Here is a 21056-nt window from a genome sequence, read left to right on the forward strand (position 1 = left end):
GCGGCACGGAACCCCCGAGCTGATCTGCGCTGCATGTCGCCCCTGTGTGACGTTCGGGTCCTACTCTCGGACGCATGGGGGACCCTGGCTGTCCGTTCTGCGACCGAGCGGACCCGGTTTCGCAGAACGAGTATGCGCTGGCGCTGGCCGACGCCTTCCCGGTCAGTCCCGGACACACACTCGTGGTGACACGGCGACATGCTCATGACTGGTGGGCCGCAACACCGCAGGAGCGGCTCGCGATGCTGGCCCTCATCGACCGCGTGAAGGAGAGGCTGGACCAGCAGGATCCCCGGCCGGACGGCTACAACGTGGGCTTCAACGCCGGGTGGGCGGCAGGTCAAACCGTCGATCACGCCCACGTGCACGTGGTGCCCCGCTACCACGGGGATGTGGAGGATCCGCGCGGTGGCGTCCGCAATGTGATTCCCGGGCGGGGCAACTACCTGCGCTGGTCCGACGCCGCTCCGGAGCGTGTGCTGTCCGAGCCGGCCCACGGAGTGTCGGCCCCAGGACATCCGGATGCGGCTTTCCTTCGCCGGGTGCTGGCCCTGGTGGAGGAGGGCGCCAAGGTGGCGACCTACAAGCCGGCGCTGCTGATGGCCCTCGTTGACCTCTCGGTCGAGGCGTCCATCGGAGCGGATGCTGATGCCGAGGTCGACATCGCGGTTGTCGACCTCGCTGATCGGGTCATGGAGCTCTACTGGCCGCAGGTTCGTCCGCGACTGGCTGAGTACTACCGGCTGCCGGACGGGTTCCACCGGCTGCGGCAGTCGACGAACGACCGAGTCGGCGGCACGGGCCCGGGCCGCCAGCCCAACGAGGCGCGCATTCCGCGGACGGTCTCGCGCCTCCAGCAGGCGGTGGGGGGACTGTCACCACTGCAGGTCAGAGCGCTCCGCGCCGCCGACTGGGACCAGGCTCGACGAGAGGTCGCGACCGCGCTGGCGCGGCAGCCGATTCCCCGGCTGCAGCGCCCCGGGACTGCCGTGCATGACGAGTTCGAGCGGTTCCTGTACTACGACTCTGGCTTCGGAGAGTCGGTCAGCATGAGAGCCGCGGGGGAGTTGCACCTGCGGCTGAAGCCTGGCGTAGCACAACGGCTCGCCGACGCCGCACCGCTGCTCCGTCCAGCGATTGAGGTCGTGTGGACCCGGCAGGTGGCGCAGATCAACCGCCTGTCCGTCCTGGAGGAGAACCTGCGCGAGCAGTTGTTCGGGGTCGTGCGTGCGACACTGGCGCCCGTCCGCGACGCACTGACCGATGCCGGCGTTCGTGACTGCTTCTGGTGCGAGCGACGCCTGACCACGAACGTCCAGGTCGACCACGTGCTGCCGTGGGCCCACTACCCGCTGGACAGCCTGTACAACCTCGTGCTCACTGACGGTGCGTGCAACCTGGACAAGGTGGACCGGCCGGTCTCGTCACGGCTGGTCCAGCGATGGTTCGAGCGCGACGTCGACCAGTTGGAGGGCATCTCCGCACACCTCGGCTGGCCTGTCGGCCGAGCGCGGACGGTTCGACTGGCGGCGACCGCATACTCAGACGTCCCGCTGGGGTTCCCGCTCTGGGACGGCCGCAACCGGCCCCGCACGGTGATGACGACGGCAGAACGGGAGGCGACCCTCCAGATCGTCCTCGCTTCCTGACGCCCCCTGCGCCCCACCGACGTCGCCCCGGCGTGGTCCACGCGACGGGCGGAGGTCCACCACGACGGGGCCGGCCTGCTGGTTCACCAGGATCGGATCTCGAGGCAGTTGTCTTCCGCGCGGTTGGGCCCCGGAGCAACGCGATCCGTCCGCAGGTCGACCTGTCGAGTCGATCGGCCTCGAGGAGGGGTCGTAGCGCTCTCACCCCCCGAGCTTGGCGATGGCGGCGTCGATGCGCCGCTGGCGCGTCTCCGGCTTCTTGGCGTCCTCGATGGCGCGGACGTGCTCCTTGCGATGGGTGTAGGCGAGCGCGTCGAAGGCCTTGCGGACCCCGGCCTTGCGCATCGCGGCGGCGAAGTCGGCGGGCACCTCGACGGTGCGTTCCTCGGTGTCCACCGCGACGTCGACGCTGTAGTCCTGGCCGGGTGCGAGACCGCCGTCGCGCATCTCCTTGTTGACCACCATCATCCACTCGCCCCGGTAGACCGAGACGCTGGAGCGGAAGACCTTCCCGTCGTAGGTGATGCGGAGCGGCACGCGTGCCTTGCCCGGGGTGCCGCGGATCGCGTCCACCTGCTCCTGGCTGAGGATGATCGTCGCGGTGGTCCGGCCGGTGGCGAGCACGTGAGCGGTGAGACGCATGGCCGCAGGCTAGAGCCGCCGGCACCACGTGGCACCAGCATCCGGACAGGCGGGGGTCGACGAGGGCGGTCGTGATGCTCGTCAGGCGGCGACGTACCGGAGGGTCCAGGGGGTGTCCGGTGTGTTGGCGGGGGGTCCGGTGTCCCACAGCGGGTCGGGGGGTTGGAGGTAGGTGTGGCCGGTGGGGCTGGTCCAGCGGATCCGCCCGGTGCCGCCGGGATCCACGGCTGCCGTCCAGGTGCCGTGGGTCTTGATCCGGTGATGCCGCCGGCAGGCGGGGTGCAGGTTCGCGGCGGTGGTGTTCGCGCCGTCGAAGTTCGCCACGTGGTCCAGGTCGGTGGCGGTGGAGGGGATGGTGCAGCCGGGGAAGGTGCACACGGTGTCCCGGGCGGTCACGAGCTCGCGGAGCCGGTCGCTGGGCCGGTAGCCGGTGCTGCCGGTGGCGACCAGGCGGCCGTGGTCGGTGACGAACCGGCGCCAACTGTCGGCGTTGGCGGCCAGCTGCCGGGCGATCGGGGCGGGGACCCAGCCGTATCCGGGCACCCAGCCGGGTTCGTCGGCCAGCCCGACCAGGGTCGGGGCGTCGATGACGACGACGGCCTGCGACCAGGACCGGCCCCGCGTCGAGGTCGCCGGGACCGCGTCCGCGTCGGCACCGGCCTCGGCACCCGTCTCCGGGAGACCGTGCTCGTCGCGGAGGGCGGCGGCCAGCAGCCGGGCGGCTTCGATGACGGCGTCGGCGCGCAGCGCCTCGAGCGAGGTGTCCACGTGCTGCGGGCACACCGGGTCATGCTCGCCGCTGCGGTGCCCGCCGGCGCCGCGCCGGTCCGTGACGCCGTCGCCCACGCCGGCACCGCTGGCCCCGGACCGTCCGCCGCTGCGCCGCCCACCGAGGGTGGGACGCGAACCGCAGGTGCACCGGCCCAGGATGTGGTCGCGGTCCGCGGGGCTGGCCCCCTTCAGCAGGGTCTGGCGGTGCCGGGCCCAGGCGTCGAACTGGGCGAACGCCCACCGGATCATCGGATGCGGACCGTCGACGGTCAGCCGGGACCGGAAGTCCGCCTCCGCGCCGATGCGGCACGACCGCTCCCGCCGCCGGGACTCGATCCGCGCCGTGGCCGCGGCGGGGTCCCGGCGCAGCGCGGTGCGCCGGACCCGCTGCCGCAGCCGGCCCGGGGTCTCGCCGTCCAGCCGTGACGGCGTCCCGTCCGCGCCGGGCATCGACGCCGCGGCGACCTCGGCGATGACCGCGGCGGCCAGACGAGCGGGCAGGCCGGCGGTCTCGCACTGCACCACCCGCAGATGCGAGAACGACCACACCCCGGCGCCCAGCAGCGCAGCGACCGGGGCACCAGGCCCGGCCAGGAACCGCGCGGTCACCACCCGATCCGTCGCCGCGGACGTGGACAGCCGACACGCCGCGGCGACCTCGGCGACCACCGACTCCTCGCACACCACCTCCGGCGAACCGGTCGACTCCGCGCTGGGCAGCTCCCGGGGACCGACCACCGGAACCATCGCCGCGTACGACCGCGCCGTGGCCCACGCCGAGACCGCCTGCCACGCGGTCATGAACGACACCCGGTCGCCCTCGTCCAACACCGAGGGGTCGATCCGCTCCAGCAGCCCCACCGCCACCGCACCCGGACCCGCCGCCACCGCGTCGGCCAGCAGCGCCGCGTCCGAGGCGCGCGACACCGACGGAGCGGGTACCAGAGAGGCGGTCGAACATACGTACGAGTCTAGTCGACCAGCACCGGCAACACAAGAGGTCGTCAGGAGAAAATCGCTGTCCCCCAACAAGAAGCGGCGCCGGGGGCAGACGCCGGAGACGGGTCAGCGGGGATCGGGGGCGAACCGCGCGGCGACTGCGGCCAGGACCAGGAAGCCGGCCATCGCCCCCGCCATCACCGGCAGCGCGGCACCGGGAGCGAGGCCGGTCAGCGGGGTGACGAGCGCCCCGCACGTGAAGGAGATGCCGCCCTGGAGCGCGGCCGCGGTCCCACGGGCCCAGTGGCCGGCCTCCTGGGCGATCGTGATCGACGCCGGGATCACCAGGCCCATGCCCGCGGTCACGAGCGGCAGGCACGCGAGGACCTTCCAGAGCGGCGGCAGGCGGTCTGGGGCCGCCACCACGGCCACGAGCAGCACCACGGCACCGAGTGAAGCGAGCACGAGCCCGGCATCACGCAGCCGCACGACGCGGAACCGCACGACCAGTCGCGTCATGGCGGCACTGGACGCGGCCATGAACACGGCGTTGCCGGCGAACACCAGCCCGTACGTCGAGGCGTCCATCCCGTACCCGTCCTGCAGGGCGAACGCCGACCCGCCGATGTAGCTGAAGAAGCCCATGATGGCCAGGCTCTGCACGAGGACGTGACCGCTGAAGTTCCAGTCCCGCAACAGCTTCCCCATCCGCGCGACCGTGGCGGGAAGCGACGCCGGGTGCCGCTCCGCGCGAGGGAGCGTCTCCGGCACCCGGGTCAGCACGCCGACCACCTGGGCCACGCCGACCGCGGCCAGCAGCGCGAACATGGTCCGCCAGGTGCCCACGAGGAGGATCGCCGCGCCCAGGATCGGCGCCACGATCGGCGCGAGCAGGATGATCGACGAGAGCATCCCGAACCGGCGCGCCGCCTCCGTCCCGCGGTACTGGTCGCTCACCACAGCGCGTGCCGCGACCATCCCCGCCGCCGCGGCCAGGCCCTGCACGCCCCGGGCGGTGAGGAACACGCCAACGGAAGCGGTGACCGCGCACACCGCTGAGGACGCGGCGAACACGGCCGGACCTGCCAGGGCGAACGCCCGGCGGCCGGTCGCGTCGATGAAGGGCCCCAGCAGCACCTGCCCTGCGGCCATCCCGATGATGAACGCCGTCAGCGTGAGCTGTGCCCCGGCCGCCGACGTGCCCAGGTCCGACCCGAGCACCGGGAGCGTCGGCAGGTACATGTCGGTGGCCAGCGGACCCACACCCGCCAGCAGCGCGACAACCGCGAAGGACGGCGACGACCGGCGGGCGGGCACAACGGAACGCTAGCCGCGCAGGGTGGCCCTCCCGCCGCGGGACGACCGGGGCTACGGTGGGGCCGTGATTACGGGCGCCCACGTACTTCTGTACAGCAACGACGCACAGGCCGACCGCGCGTTCCTCCGGGACGTCCTCGGCTGGCCGCACGTCCCCGCCGCAGGCGGCGAGGACTCCTGGCTCATCTTCCGGCTGCCGCCGAGCGAGATGGCCGCCCATCCCACCGAGCACGACCCGTCGATCGCGCTGTACTTCATGTGCGACGACCTCACCGACGCGGTCAACCAGCTGTCCGCCCGCGGCGCCGTGTTCGAGGGCCCCCCGGAGGACAAGGACTGGGGCCTGGTCACCTCGCTGGTACTCCCCAGCGGCGCCCGGATGGGTCTGTACGAGCCGCGCCACGACACCGCGGTGGCCGCCTACGACGACGTCCGCCGGCACGTGGGCGAGCTGGCGGACCGGTTCGCGGGTTACGAGTCGCTGCCGGGTGACGAGCACGACCACGCGTAGGGAGCCGTAGCCGGCTCCCCACGCGCCGGTCCGGTCAGGCCGACAGGGCCTTCGCCTTCAGCGAGTCGAACTCCTCCTGCGTGATCGCGCCGGAGTCGAGCAGCGACTTCGCCGAGGCGATCTGGTCCGTCGCCGATGTCGCGCTGCCGCCGTCCTGAGCCGCCACGACCGCGCGGGCGTACTCGATCTGGTGCTGCTGCATCTCCTTCTGTGCGTCCACGGCGCGCTGCTGCATGCCGCCGCCCCGTGCAATCAGGTAGACCAGCATGCCCAGGATCGGGACGACGATGATGAACAGCGTCCAGAGGAACTTCCCCCAGCCGCCCACGTCCCTGCTGCGGAACAGGTCGCCGAAGATCCAGAACAGGCACATCAGGTAGGCGAAGAACACGAAGAACTCGAACAGCGCGAGCAGGAACGAGCCGTTGTCGTCGAACATGGTCTTCCTTCTCTCGAGGCGCCGTCGGCAGACGGTCGGGCTTCCCGTCCAGCAGTCTCAGCCGGGCACTGGCTCCGGCGGATCATCCGGTCCGGGTGACCTGCGCCCCGGTCGCGCCATCGGGAGGATCTGGCGCCGGCACGGCCGCCGATCACGCCGCGCTCTCCCGCAGCGTGGGCGGACGGCCGGGGTCACGGCGGAGTCCGGCGTCGAAGCGCGCCGGTGTCCCTCGTGTCGGGACCCTCCCGTCGGTGCTCGGAGCCCTAGCGTGAAGGCCGTGACCGGTCCAGCCGCCCGCCAGGGCGAGCGACGCCTCCCGATGGCGCTCGCGGTGGCGGTGGCCGCCGGCCTGTATCTGGTGCTCCCGCCGGACTTCCGGCTGACCGAGGCCGCGGTGTGGGCCTACCCCGCGTTCCTGCTGGGGCTGCTCGTGGTGCTCATCCTGGGCGACCCCGGCCGCATCGACCGGGAGCGTCGGTGGCTGCGGGTGACCACCGGGGTCATGGTCGCCGCCATCACCGTGGCCGCGGCCGTGTCCGCCGTCCGTCTCGTGGTCGGCATCCTCACCGACGCGGACTTCACCGACGCCGCCGAGCTCCTGACGATCGGGGCGGTGGTCTGGGTGACGATGGTCATCGCGTACGCCCTGTGGTACTGGCAGTTGGACTCCGGCGGCCCCGCCGCCCGGGCGAACGGCACCCTGCGCGGACTGCCCGCCTTCCGCTTCCCCGAGCACTCCCTGGACGACCCCGCGTACGCGGAGTGGTACCCGCAGTTCGTGGACTACCTGGCTCTGTCGTTCTCCACCGGGACCGCGTTCGGTCCCACCGACGTGTCGGCGGTGCGCCACTGGTCGAAGCTGTGGCTGATCAGTGAGTCCGCACTGTCCCTGGCGATCATCGGGCTCGTGGTGGCGCGCGCGATCAACGAGTTGTAGCGGCGCCGCCGGTGGTCACGCGGTGATCCGCCGGATCTCCTCCCGGTCCACCGGTCGGCCGACCCACTGCGACACGTCCCGCAGCACCTTGTCCTCCGCCGCCGCCCGGTGGGTCGTCGCGGTCGCCTCGGCCGCCGCCCAGCGTCGGCGCACCTCCCACCGCAGCTCGCGTTCCCTCAGCGCCTGCTGCACCCGGTCCATCTGCTCGTCGGTCGCGGTGAGCCCGAGCACCTGGCGCATCGCCTCGGGGATCTCCCGCCGGTAGTCGTGGCCTCCTTCCTGGAAGATGCCGGGGGTCGGCACCAGGGCGTTCTGCAGGTCGATGAACGTGGTGACGAACGTGACGACGGGCAGCCAGCGGGTGCCGCGGGGTGCGCCCGGCGGGCGCAGGTCGTCCGGGCCGAGCCAGTCCGGCCGCCGCCAGACCAGCGGCGGCTCGAACTTCGGCACCGGGTCGTCTCCGTTCTGCAGCAGGAGGAACCGCACCCGGGCGCGATCCTCGTCCGGGAGCGCCCGCCAGTCGCGGACGGCGCGTGGGAGGTACGTCCGCCCCGGCCCCACTTCCGGCGGCTCCGCGACCGTCCGCGTGCCCCACAGCTCCTTGCGCCACACCGTGGACGCCGGCGTACCGATCCACAGGGCCGCGTCGAGCGCCACCCCCTCGAGCCCGGTGACGCCGGTGCCGCGGAACATCTCCTCGCTCACCTGGGACCCGAGGCTCTCGCCGAACATCACCAGCCGGGGTCGTCGTTCGGGGGAGCGCTCCAGCAGGCGCGCGACGAGCCCGTTCATCACCATCCGGGTCTGGTGCGTCGCGAGCTCGACCTTCGTCAGCGACAGCGCCGACGGCAGCACGGAGTACTGGATGGCGGCGGACGCGCAGGCCCCGCGGGTCAGGTACTCCAGCGTCTCGGTGGCGACGTAGTTGACGTAGCCGGACCCGGTCGGGGAGAACAACGCGAACACCGGACGGTCCAGGGCCCCGGTGCGGTCGATCTCGGCCAGCAGCAGCTCGGCGCGCTCCTCCGCGGAGGTCCCCGCCTCGAGCGGCGCGTAGACCCGCACCGGCTGCCGGGCCGGTTCGCCCATGACCTCCTCGATGGCCCCGGGGGCCAGGGTCATGGTCAGCCAGCGACGGGACTCCCGGGTCTGGTCGGCCCACCGGACCAGCGAACCCGGGCCGCCGGTGACCTCGGGCACCGTCGGCGGGTCCTCGTGGGCGGCCTCCAGCCCGGTCCCGGCCCGGGTCAGCAGGGTGGACGCGGCAGCGACCGCACCCCAGCCGACGGCACCCAGGGCCGCGGCCGCGGCCAGGCGCCCGACCGCGCGATGGTCGTCGGGCGACCCGCCCAGGACCACGGCGGCACCGCGCGCCACCGCGGACGACACGGCGGACTCCGCTCGTGCCACCCCGAACAGGATGCCCGTCACCGCCAGCCCGGACGCGAGAGCCTTCGGGCCGGACACCGAGCGCACCACGTCCTCGTGTGCGTCGGTTCCGTCCGGGCCGACCGACCCGGCGGTCGAGCGGCCGGGCTTCGTCAGCAGGTAGCCACCGACCGTGGCGCCCGCGGCGGCCAGCAGCCCGACCGCGTGGAAGCCGGCCCGGCCGCGGGTCGGTTCGAGCAGGTCGGCGCCCAGCCCGGCGGCCCCGGCGGCCGTCAGCCCGACCGCTCCGAGGCGGACCAGGGCGCGGCGGGACGACTCGTGCTCCCGCGGCGGGACCGCCCGCTGGATCCCGGTCCCGACGAGGACCGCGAGCGCGTCGATGGTCGCCCCCGCGGCCACCCGGGCCGCGGGGGAGCGGCCCGCGGCGGGCAGGCGGTCGGCCGTCGAGCGCAGGAAGGAGTGCGCGGTGGTGCCCCACGCGTACCCGGCCCCCGCGGCCACCCCGTTGATGATCGCCTGGTCGCGGGTTCCGCGTGAGAGCAGGTTGGGCTGGAACGACAGCCCGGTGAGGAACGACCCGAGCAGGAACCCGGCGCGGCTGGAGACGTCCAGGCCGGCGGAGTAGAAGCGGTGGCGGTCGACGGTGGACACGGACCCTCCCAGTTCTCAGGTCGCCCGCTGTCGGGATGCGAAGGCGGCCACGGCATCACCCAGGTTGCCGAACATCCGGTCCTCCGGCACCCATTGCTCGAACTCGTAGGTCCGCAGCGACTCGAGCAGGCTGGGATCGACGTGCGCCAGCACCGGCGTGATGCCGCGCGCGGTGAGGTACTCCATCAGCCCCTGCAGGGACATGGCGGCGGAGTAGTCGACGCTGTCGATGGACCCGGCGTCCAGCACCAGCCACTCGACCTGGTCCGGCGCCGAGTCGATCAGTCGCTGTACGTCGTCGACGAAGCGGTTGGCGTTGGCGTAGAACAGCTCCGCGTCGTAGCGGAAGACGATGAGCCCGGGGGCGCTCTGGGCTCCGGGCGTGGCCGGCTCGTACGTCGGCTCGCCCTCGCCGGTGACACCCACGACGAACTTCCGCGGCGAGTACTGCCGTCGGATGATCTCCAGGATCGACACGACGATCGCCAGGATGATGCCCTGCTCGACCCCGACGGCGCAGACGACGACGGCGGTGATCAGCGCGATCCAGAACTCGATCCGGGCGTCGTGGCGGACCCGCTTCATGCCGGCGATGTCGACCAGGTCGAGTCCGATGACGAACACGATCGCGCCGAGCACGGCCTTCGGCATGTCGGTCAGCAGGCCGGTCAGGAACAGCGTGAAGAGCAGGACGATGAGCGACATCGTCAGGTTGGCCAGCTGGGTGCGGCCCTTGTACTCGTCCAGGATCTGGGTCTTGGTCGGGGAGCCGTTGACCACGAAGGTGCCGGACAGCCCTGCCGCCGCGTTCGCTCCGGACAACCCGACGATGTCGCGGTTCACGTCGACCGACTGGCCGTGCTTCATCGCGAACGAGCGGGACGTGGCGGCGGACTGGGCGATGATGAGGACGAAGCAGGAGAACGCGATCCCGAGCATGGCCCCGAAGTTGTCCAAAGAGATGCCCTGCGGGAGTCCGATCGGCGGGAAGCCGCCCTGCACGGACCCGACCACGGCCACGTCATAGGTGGACGATGCCGAGATCGCCGCGGAGACCGCGATGGACAGGACCACGGCGATGATGGCGCCCGGGACCCGCGGCGCGAACCGCTTGAAGCCGAAGATCAGGGCCAGCGTGCCGACCGCGAAGGCCAGCGTCACCCAGTTCGTGTCCGGCAGCGAGGTGATCGTGGACCACTGCTGCTGGAACCAGTTCCCGCTGCCCTTGGGCACGCCGAGCATGTCCGGGATCTGCCCGGTGAAGACCTGCACCCCGACCCCCGTCAGGAACCCGATCAGGACCGACGAGGACAGGAAGTCGCCCAGGAAGCCCAGTCGCAACAGCCTGGCGATGATGAGCAGCCCGGCACACAGCAGCGCGACGAACGACGTATAGGCGAGCCACTCCTGCGACCCGGGGGTCACGCCGTTGATCGCCGCCGCGGTCAGCCCGGCGGACAGCAGTGCGGCGGTCGCCGAGTCCGCTCCCACGACGAGCAGCCGGGAGGAGCCGAGCAAAGCGAAGACCATCGTGGGGAAGATGACCGTGTAGAGGCCCGTCACGATCGGGGTCTGGGCGATGGACGTGTAGCCCATGACCTCGGGGATCGCGACCGCCGCCAGCGTGGCACCGGCGACCAGGTCCCCGGACAGCCAGGACCGCTGGTAGCCCCTCATCCAGCCGGGCACGACCCGTGCACCCAAGCTCGCCACCGCACCACCCCGATCCGGTCGGCCCCACGGCCCACCCCGGCGGACAGCCAACCGGGCCGGCCGGGGGCGCGCGTCACCCCATCCGGGCGAGATCACGGGGCTCATCCGAACCAGGTGATGCGGCCCGCTGCGGTCCCGGCTTCGCTAGCGTGCGGGAGAGCGGCGAAGGGAGTGCCATGTCCGAGGACGGTGTGTCGCTGGACGCGATGGGACCGATCGACTACCTGATCCTGCAGTGGCCGACCGGGCGGGCCTCAGGTGAGGGATTCCCGGTCCTGGTGGACCTGGTGGATCGGGGCCTCATCCGGATCCTCGATCTCGCCTTCGTGCGCAAGGAGACCGACGGGTCGGTGACCCGGCTGGACTTCGACTCGCTCCCGGTCGACGGCGACGTCGACGCCTCGGTGTTCGACGGCGTGTCCAGCGGGATCCTCACCGCGGACGACTTCGCCGACGCCGCGGCCGTGGTCGACACCGGGGCGGTGGTGGGGATCCTGGTGTACGAGAACTCGTGGGCCGCCCCGTTCGCCGTCGCCGTGCGTCGCGGCGGCGGTCAGCTCCTCGCCGACGGCCGGATCCCGGTCCAGGCCGTGCTCGCCGCGCTCGACGCCACCGACCCCGACGCCACCGACCCCTCGGCCTGAGCGCCGAGCCGTCCGACGGAGGTTCTTCAGGATGCCTGGACTGCTTCGCGGGGTCGCCCGCACCGCCGCCGTGGCCGGCACCGCCACGGTGGTCTCGAACCGCGTGTCGCGCCGCCAGGCCCAGCGCTGGGCGCGCAAGGACGCCGAGCAGCAGATGGAGCAGGAGCAGTACGCCCCGCCGCCGCAGCAGTACGCGGCGCCCCCGCCGCAGCAGTACGCGGCGCCCCCGCCGCCGCCGCCCGCGCCGCCCCCGCCGCCGCCCCCGCCGGCACCGGCCGCGCCCTCGATGGACGACACGATCGAGCAGCTCACGAAGCTCGGCCAGCTGCACGACTCCGGCGTCCTCACCGACGAGGAGTTCGCGGCGCAGAAGGCGCGGATCCTCGGCCAGTGAGCGCCGGGTGCCGCAGCGGGCACCCGGTGGAGGGGACCGGCCCCCGTTGAGCGGCGACGGGCCGCCCCGCAGCCGCCGGCGGGTGCCGTGGCCGCAGTGGTTCTCCTCGCCGGTCGGCGCTCCCGTGCGCCGCCGCCCGACCGACGTCCTGCTGCTGGCGGCGGCCCTCGTCGCGCTGGTGCTCGTGGCACTGGCGGCTCCCGGCCCGACCCAGGTCGACAGCGGGCTGGCGGAGGCCGCTGCCGGACTGCCCGACGTCGTCGCGTGGGTGTTCCACCTCGCCTACACGCTGGCCGTCCTGTGGGCGGTGACGCTGCTGGCGGTGTCGCTCCTCGCCCGTGGCCGCCGCGGCGTGGCGGCCGGCATGCTGCTGGCATCCGGGGTTGCGCTGGGCCTGGCCGGGGTGGTGGGCGCACTGGCGGGCACCGGCTGGGACCGCTCGTTCGCCGCCCTGTGGAGCGTCGACCCCCCACCCGTCTACACCGCGGTGCGTGTCGCCGTGGTCACCGCCGTCCTGGTCACCGCGTCGCCGCACCTGGCCCGTCCGGTCCGCACCGTCGGCCGGCTGCTGCTCACCGCCATGGCGACCGCTGCGGTGCTGCTGGGTGTCTCGTACCCGATCGGCGCGGTCGCGGGGTTCCTCGTCGGTGTGATCGCCGGGTCGGCCACCCATCTGCTCGTCGGCTCACCGGGCGGGCGCCCGACGGTCGAACGGGTCCGAGCCGCGCTGGCCGACCTCGGTCTCGACGCCCGGGTGTCCGACGCCCAGCAGTACGCAGGGGCGACGCTGTTCGAGGCCACCGTCGCCGGGCGCCCGCCGCTGCAGGTGACGGTGCTGGGACGCGACGAGTGGGATGCGCAGACCCTCGGGGCCGCCTGGACCGCGGCCACACGCCGGGGTACCCGGGTCCGGCTGGGCGTCACCCGGCAGGCCCGGGTCGAGCACGCCGCGATGGTCTCGCTGCTCGCCGAGCGGGCCGGGGTGCGCGTGCCCGGGGTCGTGGTCGCGGGCCGGTCCGACGAGGGGGATGCGCTGCTGGTGACCCAGCGTGCCGGCCGCGCGCTGGCGGGTCTCGACGACGTCGACGACGCCTGGCTGGACGACGCCTGGGGGCAGCTGGGGACGCTGGCCGACGCCGGGATCGCGCTCGGCGCGGTCGACGGCCAGCACCTCGCCGTCGACGAGCACGGGCGCGCGGTGCTCGTTCCCACCGGGGACGCCGTCGTCGGGGCGGACGATGCCGCGATGCGCAGCGACGAGGTGCGGATGCTGACCGCCACCGCGCTGGTGGCGGGGCCCGACCGGGCGGTCGCCGCGGTGCGTCGCGCCCGGGGCGACGAGGGCCTCGTCCCGCTGCTGCCCTACCTCCAGCCCGCCGTCCTCGACACGGGCACGCGCCGGCGGCTGCGCGGCCTCGACTGGGACGTCGCCTCCCTGCGGGACCGGGTGGTGGCAGACACCGGCGTCGAGCCACCACCGCTGGAGCAGGTCTCGCGGGTGTCCCGCGGCGCGCTGCTGCGGGTGGCGCTCATCGCGGTGCTCGCGTACGTCCTCATCAGCTCGCTGGCCGGGGTCGACCTCTCCAGCATCTGGCAGGAGCTGTCGTCGGCGGACTGGGCGTGGCTCGCCGCAGCCCTGGTGGTATCGCCCGTGGCGCAGGTCTTCTACGCCTTCTCCACCCTCGGGGCGACCACGGTGTCGCTGCGGTACCTGCCGGTGCTCATGCTGCAGTACGCGGTGCAGTTCCTTGCCCTGGTGGTTCCCTCGACCGGGGCGCGGATCGCGCTGGACGTCCGCTTCTACCAGAGCTTCGGCATCGCGGGCGGGGCCGCGGTGGCGATGGGAATGATCGACAGCTTCAGCGGCTTCGTCGTCCAGATCCTGTTGCTGGCGGTGATCCTGCTGTCCGGCCTGCCGGGGTTCACCTCGCCGGTCGTGGGGTCGTCGACCAGCGACACCGCCGGCTCGACCGGGGGCTCGTCGTCCCCCTCCCTGCTGGCACTCACCCTCGCGCTCGCCCTGGCGTCCCTCGTGGTCGCCGTGGTCGTGCCACGGCTGCGGCACCGCCTCGCGGGTGCGGTGCGACGGGGCATGACCGCGCTGCGCGAGCAGGCCCGCGCCGGCCGCGGCGCCCTGCAGGTCCTGCGCCGTCCGGGGAAGGCCGCGCAGATGCTCATGGGCAACCTGGGGGCCCAGGTGGTGCAGGCCGTGGTCCTCGGCCTGTGCCTGCACGCCTTCGGGTCGACGGCACACCTGTCCCAGCTCATCCTCATCAACACCGCGGTCAGCCTGTTCGCCGGGCTGATGCCGGTGCCGGGCGGCATGGGGGTGGCCGAGGCGGGCTACACCGCGGGACTGCAGGCGATCGGCGTCCCCAGCGCGGTCGCCATCTCGACCGCGATCGCATTCCGCCTGGTGACCTTCTACCTGCCACCGCTGTGGGGGTCGCTGGCGATGCGCTGGCTGCGCCGGCACTCGTATGTCTGAGGGAACGCGTCCCGCCGTCAGGTGCGGGGCGGCAGCGGCAGCAGGCCCAGTGTCTGCGCGCGGGTGACTGCTTCGTCCCGGGAGGACACGTGCAGCTTGCGGTAGACCGCTAGGGCGTGCGTCTTCACCGTGTTCTGCGAGAGGAAGAGGTGCTCGCCGATCTGGCGGAAGGTCAGGTGGCTGGGCAGGTAGTGCAGAACCCGAAGCTCCGCCGGGGTGAGGACGTCCGCAGGCACGCCGTCCACCGCGACCGTACGCAGGTCCCTCTCCGCTGCGACCAGGAGGTCGGTGCACATCGTCCCGGTCAGGTCGGGGGTGAGGTGGGCGCGCGCGTCACCGAGCAGCGCGCGGGCGGTGGGGATCTCGCCGAGCAGCGCGGCCGCCCGGGCCTGCACGATCGGGCCGCACACGGCGAACCAGGGGGCGATGGCGGTGGTGAGCGCGCTCATCCGCCGGGCCTCGGCCAGGGTCGCGAGCGCGCGATCCCGGGGGCCGCGTAGGGCCAGGACGAGGCACTGGGCCGTGACGCAGTGCGCGGCGTACGCGACTCGTTCCAGGTGGTGGTCGTGGATGAGGTCTCCGGCTTCGGCGATGAGGTCGGCACCTCGTTCCCGGTCGCCCTGGAGGATGGCGAGCATGCCGCGCCACGACAGCGAGTCGGCCACGATGATCGGGACGTCCAGGGCCCGGCCGAGCTGCTCGGCCCGTAGCAGCGACTCTTGCGCCCGCCCGTCCTCGCGCAGGGTCAGGGCCACCCCCTTGAGGAAGGCGGCCGCAGCCTGCAGGCCCCGGTCCGCAGGCAGGCCCTGCTCCACGGCCGCCGACGCGGTCAGGATGCCGTCCAGCCCCCCGGCGCCCACGACCAGGTGGATCGCGGCCAGCTGGGCGAGGTAGTGGTCCGAGGCCGCTCGCTGCAGCCAGCCCGACCCCGCGAACGCCTCGCAGGTCAGCAGCCAGTGGGTCATGCGGTCGGCGTCACCCACCTGCATCGCCGCCCACGCCGCCGCCAGCGCCAGGTTGCGGTCGGTGGCCAGCTTGGCATCGTCGAGGCCGGACAACCACTGCCGGAGCAGGTCCGGTCGTCCGGTCCCCGCGCAGGCCTCGATGCTGGCCATGATGAGCTCCCCCGCGAGGGGGAGGTCCCCCGCGGCCTTCGCGTGCCGGACCGCCTCGCCGACCTCGTCCTGCTCGGCCAACCACTCGGCTGCTCGCCGGTGGAGCTCCGAGACCAGTTCCGGCTCGCGCTCGTCCAGCTGCTGGCGCAGTGCTGCCTGCAGCAGGTGGTGGTAGCGCAGCCGCGAGTCATCGCCGTCGACCGGGATCACCAGCTGCAGGCTTGCCCGCAGCAGGGCGAGCCTGCCCGCGGAGTCGGTCCGGTCGAGCAGCGCGTCGCAGAGCGCCGGACTCAGCCAGTCCAGGACCGAGGTGCGCCGCAGGAACGCCGCGGTGTCCTCGTCGAGCGTCCCCAGGACTTCGCTGGTCAGGTAGTCGGCGATGTAGTCCGCGGACCGGTCGATGCGCGGCGGTGAGCCGACCGCGCCGAGCCCGCGCTCCCGTGCCGACAGCACGGTGAGGTACAGCCCGACGGCCCAGCCGTCCGTCCGGCGCGCAAGCTCCGACGCCTCCTGCGGGGTCGCCGTCAGGCCGTGCTCGCGCAGCAGCTCGGCCACCTCGTCGGCGTCGAAGGCCAGGTCCTCGGGGTGCAGCTCGAGCAGCCTGCCCCGGGCGCGGGCCTGGGAGAGCCAGGTCGGTGGGCGCCGTCGGCTGATGAGCGCCACCTGGGAGCCGTGGGGGACGCCGTCGCACACGGCGCGCACGATGGCATGGCAGGCCGGGTCCTCCAGCAGGTGGACATCGTCCAGTACCAGGACGTAGGCCCGATCCCGGGACCCGGCCAGCGACGTGAGGGCGGGAAGCAGTCCGGCGGACAGGTCCGGCTCCTGCCCGGTGGCCACACTGCGAGCCTCGACGACGGGAGGGCCTACGCGGCCGAGTCCGTCGAGGAGGAGTTCCGCAAGGGCGGCGGGGTCGTCGACGGACGGGCCTGCCACGAGCAGGACATGGGGCCGGTCGTCCTGCTCGGCCCACTGACGCACCAGGGTGGACTTGCCCGCGCCCGCTGGAGCGCTGATCGCGACGACGGGGGTGGTGTCCTGCGTGAGCCGCCGGAGCAGGCGGGTGCGCGGGACGAACGCCTGGCGTGACACCGACGGTGTGGTCGGAGGCTGTCCGGGGACGACGCGCAGCGGCGCGTCGCCCGCCGACATCACGCCCACGCGGGTTCCTCCCCAGGTCCCGAGGCTCACCGCGAGTCTATTCCCGTTCACCCCATCCGGAGGATCCCGGGCTCGGTGGCCCCACCCAGCATGGGGGTGTGCCGGCCCGCCCGTTCCACGTCATGGCCAAGCCCACCGGCGCGGTGTGCAACCTGGACTGTTCGTACTGCTTCTACCTGGCCAAGGAGGAGCTCTACCCGGGCAGCGGGTTCCGGATGCCCGACCCGGTGCTGGAGTCGTACGTCAAGGGGCTGCTCGCTGCGCACGAGGGGTCACCCGAGGTGACGGTCGCCTTCCAGGGCGGCGAGCCCACCCTGATGGGGATCGAGTTCTTCGAGCGGGTCCTCCAGCTCGAGCGCGAGCACGCCCGGCCCGGTCAGGCGGTCCTCAACACGCTGCAGACGAACGCCACGCTGATCGACGACGAGTGGGCCGAGTTCCTCGCGAGACACGGATTCCTGGTGGGGGTGTCGATCGACGGGCCCCGCGAGCTGCACGACGCCTACCGGGTGGACAAGGGCGGCAAGCCGACGTTCGACCGGGTCCTGCGCGGACTGGACGCGCTGCGTCGACACGGCGTGGAGTGGAACGCACTCACCGTCGTCAACGCGGCGAACGCGGAGCACGGTACCGAGGTCTACCGCTTCCTCCGCGACGACCTGGGGGCCACGTTCATCCAGCTCATCCCGATCGTCGAGCCCCGCGCCGACGGCAGCGTGTCCGAGCGGAGCGTGCCGGCCGAGGCATACGGCCGCTTCCTGATCGACGTCTTCGACGAGTGGGTGCGCCGTGACGTGGGGACCGTCTTCGTCCAGAGCTTCGACACCGCGCTGGCGCACTGGCTCGGACTCACCGGGGTCGGGGTGTGCGTGCACGAGGACACCTGCGGGCGGGCGGTCGCGCTGGAGCACAACGGTGACGTGTACTCGTGCGACCACTTCGTCTCCCCCGAGCACCGGGTCGGGAACCTGGCGGACGGGCGGACGCTGCTGCAGATCGTGGACAGCCCGCAGCAGGTCGCCTTCGGGCGGGCCAAGCGTGACACGCTGCCGCGGCAGTGCCGCGTCTGCGACGTGCGGTTCGCCTGCAACGGCGGCTGCCCCAAGGACCGCATCCTGTCGACCCCCGACGGAGAGCCGGGCCTGAACCACCTCTGTGCCGGCTACCTGGCCTTCTTCCGGCACGTGGACACGCCGATGCGACTCATGGCCGACCGGCTGCGGCAGGGCCGGGACGCCGCCGAGGTCATGGACTGGTACGCCCGCCACGACGCGGTGCGGGCGGGTGCCGAGATGGGAGCGAGCACGTGAGCGACAACCTGATCCTGGTGGCGGCGGCATACCCGGACCCGGCTGCGGCGCAGGAGGACTTCGACGCTGTCGTGGCCCGCGTCAAGGACCGCTCGGTGCGGTCCCAGGGCGTGGTCCTGGTGAGCAAGGACGACGCCGGCAACGCGGTGGTGCGCGACACCGGCGACCACCTCGGGCGACGGGGCGCCGGCTGGGGCGGGGGAGTGGGGGTCCTGGTCGGGCTGTTCGCCCCACCGCTGCTGGCGTCGGTGGCGGTCGGTGCGGCCGCGGGCGCGGTCGTGGGGAAGTTCGCCGGGCACAAGGTCCGATCGCAGATCGAGGACCGGCTCGGCGACGGGCTGCCGCCCGGATCGGCACTCGTGCTGGGCGTGTTCGCCGCCGACGACCGGCTCGCCGCCGAGCAGGCGCTGGCCGGGTCCCCCGCCAAGTCCGTCGCGGAGATGGACTCGCGGGGTCTGTCCGACCTCAAGGAGGCGCTGGCCGAGGCCATGGGCAAGTTCGTGCCCGACCGCACGGTGCTGCCCATCCCGGACCGGGCGTTCGGGGGGACGGCCGGTCGGACCGTGGGTGACTCGGTCGCCGACTGGTCGATGATCCCGGGGCCGAAGGCCCCCGACGGCGCCCCGAACGTGCTGATCGTCCTGATCGACGACGCCGGCTTCGGCGGACCGGACACGTTCGGCGGCGGCATCTCCACCCCGACGCTGACCCGGGTGCAGCAGATGGGGGCCACGTACAACCGGTTCCACGTGACGGCGGTCTGCTCGCCGACGCGGGCGGCCCTCCTCACCGGCCGCAACCACCACCGGGTCGGCTTCGGCTCCATCGCCGAGTACCCCGGGCCGTTCCCCGGCTACACCGCGGCTCGCCCCCGGTCGTGCACCGCGCTGCCGCGCATCCTCACCGAGAACGGCTATGTCACAGCAGGTTTCGGGAAGTGGCACCTCACCCCGGACACCGTGCAGGGCGCGGCCGGCCCGTTCGACCACTGGCCCAAGGCGTGGGGGTTCGACCACTGGTGGGGCTTCCTGTCCGGTGCCGCCGGTCAGTACGACCCGATCCTCACCCTCGACGACTGGACCATCGGCATCCCCGAGGGCAAGGACGGCGCGCCGTACTACTTCCCGGACGACATCACCGACAAGGCGGTCGAGTGGCTGCACGCGGTGCGCGCGCAGGACGCGACCAAGCCCTGGTTCATGTACTACTCGACCGGCTGCTCGCACGCGCCGCACCACGTGGCGAAGGAGTGGGCGGACAGGTACGCGGGGAAGTTCGACGAGGGCTGGGACGTCTACCGGGAGCGGACGCTCGAGCGGCAGAAGCAGCTCGGCGTCGTACCGCCGGACACCGAGCTCACCGAGCGCCCGGACCTGTTCCCCGCGTGGGACTCGCTGAACGACCTGGAGCGGAAGCTGTACGCGCGGCAGATGGAGGTGTTCGCCGGGTACTCGGAGAACGCGGACTGGAACGTGGGTCGGCTGCTCGACGCGATCGAGGAGATGGGGGATCTGGACAACACGCTGGTCTTCTACATCTGGGGCGACAACGGCGCCTCGATGGAGGGGACGATCACCGGCTCGTTCAACGAGATGACCTTCCTCAACGGCGTCGTGCTCGAGCCGGCGGAGCAGATGCGCCTGATCGACGAGTACGGCGGCATCGAGGAGTGGGGCGGCGACCACACCGCGCCGCACTTCGCATCCGCCTGGGCGCACGCGAACAACACGCCGTTCCAGTGGGGCAAGCAGATGGCCAGCCACCTGGGCGGCGACCGGGACCCGATGGTGGTGTCGTGGCCGGGGCACATCCCTGCCGGTGGCTCGCTGCGCGACCAGTTCACGCACTGCATCGACATCGTGCCCACGGTGCTGGAGGCGGTCGGCCTGCCGGTGCCGGAGGTCGTGGATGGGATCGCGCAGGAGCCGTTGGACGGCACCAGCTTCCTGCACACGTTCGACGACCCGGACGCCGAGGAGCGGCACACCGTCCAGTACTTCGAGATGTTCGGCAGCCGGGCGATCTACCAGGACGGCTGGTGGGCCTGCACCCGGCTGGACAAGGCGCCGTGGGACTTCTCGCCGGAGACCATCGCGCGGTTCGCGCCGGGGGTGTACGACCCGGACGACGACGTGTGGGAGCTGTACTACCTGCCCGACGACTTCTCCCAGGCGCACGACCTGGCGGCCGAGCACCCGGAGAAGCTCGCGGAGCTGCAGGAGCTGTGGTGGGCCGAGGCGGAGCGCAACCGGGTGCTGCCCCTGCTGGGCGGGATGTCCATCTTCTTCGGGATCCAGCCGCCGTTGCCGACGATCGCCCGGTACGAGTTCGCCGGAGACGTCCAGAACATCCAGCGCGGCATGGTGCCGCGCATCGCCGGCCGGTCGTACTCCATCGAGGCGGACCTGCACGTGCCGGACGGCGGGGCCGAGGGGGTGATCATGGCCAACGCCGACTTCATCGGCGGCTACGGCCTGTGGGTGGACGGCGACGGGTTCTTGCACCACACCTACTCCTTCCTCGGGGTGGAGACCTACCGGCAGGTGTCCGACCGGCCGATCCCGGCCGGGGACGTGCACGTCCGGATGCTGTTCGAGTCCGACGAGCCCAGGCCCGGGTCGGGGGGACACGTGACCCTGTTCACCAATGGGGAGAAGGTGGGCGAGGGCGACATGCCGCGCACCGTCCCCATCACGGTCACCTCGTACGCCGGGATGGACATCTCGCGGGACAACGGCCTCGTCGTGGACCTGGCGTACGAGGACAAGGCGCCGTACGAGTTCACCGGCACGGTCCGCAAGGTGGTCTTCGACCTCCAGCCGGAGACGCACGAGACCCACCGCGACCTGCACGCCGCCGCGGCCAAGGCCAACCTCGGACACGGCGCGGCCGGCTGACCGGAACCACCAGTGCCGCGGTCACCGACCGCGAGCAGCACATCGATCGAACGACGCCCGTCACCGCGGTGGCGGGGAGAGGAGTCCCC

Annotated in this window: 15 protein-coding genes; 8 read left to right on the plus strand and 7 right to left on the minus strand. The window is 72.7% G+C overall.

From position 1 onward, the window contains the following. Positions 1 to 74: 74 nt before the first annotated feature. Entirely contained in the window at positions 75 to 1649 is a 1575-nt protein-coding gene (locus tag R2737_09100) for an HIT domain-containing protein (protein MEZ5116411.1), read from the plus strand. Between the two features lie 201 nt (positions 1650 to 1850). Here the strand turns inward: R2737_09100 and R2737_09105 are convergent, their stop codons facing one another. The 3 genes from R2737_09105 to R2737_09115 form a co-directional block, all read right to left on the minus strand. After that, positions 1851 to 2291 carry a YdeI/OmpD-associated family protein gene (locus tag R2737_09105; GenBank protein MEZ5116412.1) on the minus strand — a complete coding sequence of 147 codons (441 nt, stop codon included), beginning with the start codon at positions 2289 to 2291 and terminating at the stop codon, positions 1851 to 1853. Positions 2292 to 2372: 81 nt separating this feature from the next. Continuing rightward, entirely contained in the window at positions 2373 to 3989 is a 1617-nt protein-coding gene (locus tag R2737_09110) for a DUF222 domain-containing protein (GenBank protein MEZ5116413.1), read from the minus strand. 138 nt (positions 3990 to 4127) lie between these two features. Then, positions 4128 to 5318, minus strand: a complete 1191-nt coding sequence (locus R2737_09115) for a Bcr/CflA family efflux MFS transporter (protein MEZ5116414.1) — start codon at positions 5316 to 5318, stop codon at positions 4128 to 4130. A gap of 64 nt (positions 5319 to 5382) precedes the next feature. Between R2737_09115 and R2737_09120 the strand changes: the two genes are divergently transcribed. Beyond that, complete coding sequence (locus tag R2737_09120; protein ID MEZ5116415.1) at positions 5383 to 5829, plus strand: extradiol dioxygenase; 447 nt, start codon at positions 5383 to 5385, stop codon at positions 5827 to 5829. Between the two features lie 34 nt (positions 5830 to 5863). On the opposite strand, the gene R2737_09125 is transcribed toward R2737_09120, so the two are convergent. Further along, positions 5864 to 6268 carry an SHOCT domain-containing protein gene (locus R2737_09125; protein ID MEZ5116416.1) on the minus strand — a complete coding sequence of 135 codons (405 nt, stop codon included), beginning with the start codon at positions 6266 to 6268 and terminating at the stop codon, positions 5864 to 5866. 277 nt (positions 6269 to 6545) lie between these two features. Here R2737_09125 and R2737_09130 point away from each other — a divergent pair, with 277 nt between their 5' ends. Further along, entirely contained in the window at positions 6546 to 7205 is a 660-nt protein-coding gene (locus R2737_09130; GenBank protein MEZ5116417.1) for a hypothetical protein, read from the plus strand. 15 nt (positions 7206 to 7220) lie between these two features. Here the strand turns inward: R2737_09130 and R2737_09135 are convergent, their stop codons facing one another. Both R2737_09135 and R2737_09140 read right to left on the minus strand, forming a co-directional pair. Next, entirely contained in the window at positions 7221 to 9245 is a 2025-nt protein-coding gene (locus tag R2737_09135; protein MEZ5116418.1) for an alpha/beta-hydrolase family protein, read from the minus strand. 15 nt (positions 9246 to 9260) lie between these two features. Continuing rightward, positions 9261 to 10949 (minus strand): SulP family inorganic anion transporter, encoded by a 1689-nt coding sequence (locus tag R2737_09140; protein ID MEZ5116419.1) that lies wholly within the window; start codon positions 10947 to 10949, stop codon positions 9261 to 9263. Between the two features lie 185 nt (positions 10950 to 11134). On the opposite strand from R2737_09140, the gene R2737_09145 reads away from it, so the two are divergent. From R2737_09145 to R2737_09155, 3 genes are all read left to right on the plus strand, one after another. Next, positions 11135 to 11602: a DUF6325 family protein gene (locus R2737_09145; protein MEZ5116420.1), complete on the plus strand. Its 468-nt coding sequence runs from the start codon at positions 11135 to 11137 to the stop codon at positions 11600 to 11602. A 31-nt stretch (positions 11603 to 11633) separates the two neighbouring features. Beyond that, on the plus strand, positions 11634 to 11996 hold the full coding sequence (locus R2737_09150) for an SHOCT domain-containing protein (protein ID MEZ5116421.1): 363 nt from the start codon (positions 11634 to 11636) through the stop codon (positions 11994 to 11996). A gap of 82 nt (positions 11997 to 12078) precedes the next feature. Beyond that, positions 12079 to 14484, plus strand: coding sequence for a lysylphosphatidylglycerol synthase transmembrane domain-containing protein (locus tag R2737_09155; protein MEZ5116422.1), 2406 nt, complete (start codon positions 12079 to 12081; stop codon positions 14482 to 14484). Between the two features lie 17 nt (positions 14485 to 14501). Here R2737_09155 and R2737_09160 read toward each other — a convergent pair whose 3' ends face one another. Beyond that, entirely contained in the window at positions 14502 to 16751 is a 2250-nt protein-coding gene (locus R2737_09160) for a LuxR C-terminal-related transcriptional regulator (protein ID MEZ5116423.1), read from the minus strand. 107 nt (positions 16752 to 16858) lie between these two features. On the opposite strand from R2737_09160, the gene R2737_09165 reads away from it, so the two are divergent. Together R2737_09165 and R2737_09170 are read left to right on the plus strand one after the other, a co-directional pair. Continuing rightward, the gene (locus R2737_09165; GenBank protein MEZ5116424.1) at positions 16859 to 18070 is read left to right on the plus strand and encodes an anaerobic sulfatase maturase; all 1212 of its coding nucleotides are present in this window, start codon (positions 16859 to 16861) and stop codon (positions 18068 to 18070) included. After that, the gene (locus tag R2737_09170; GenBank protein MEZ5116425.1) at positions 18067 to 20967 is read left to right on the plus strand and encodes an arylsulfatase; all 2901 of its coding nucleotides are present in this window, start codon (positions 18067 to 18069) and stop codon (positions 20965 to 20967) included. Before R2737_09165 ends, R2737_09170 begins: the two co-directional genes overlap by 4 nt. Positions 20968 to 21056 lie beyond the last annotated feature (89 nt).

The sequence above is a fragment of the Candidatus Nanopelagicales bacterium genome, assembly GCA_041393815.1.
Classification (GTDB): Bacteria; Actinomycetota; Actinomycetes; order S36-B12; family JAWKJK01; genus JAWKJK01.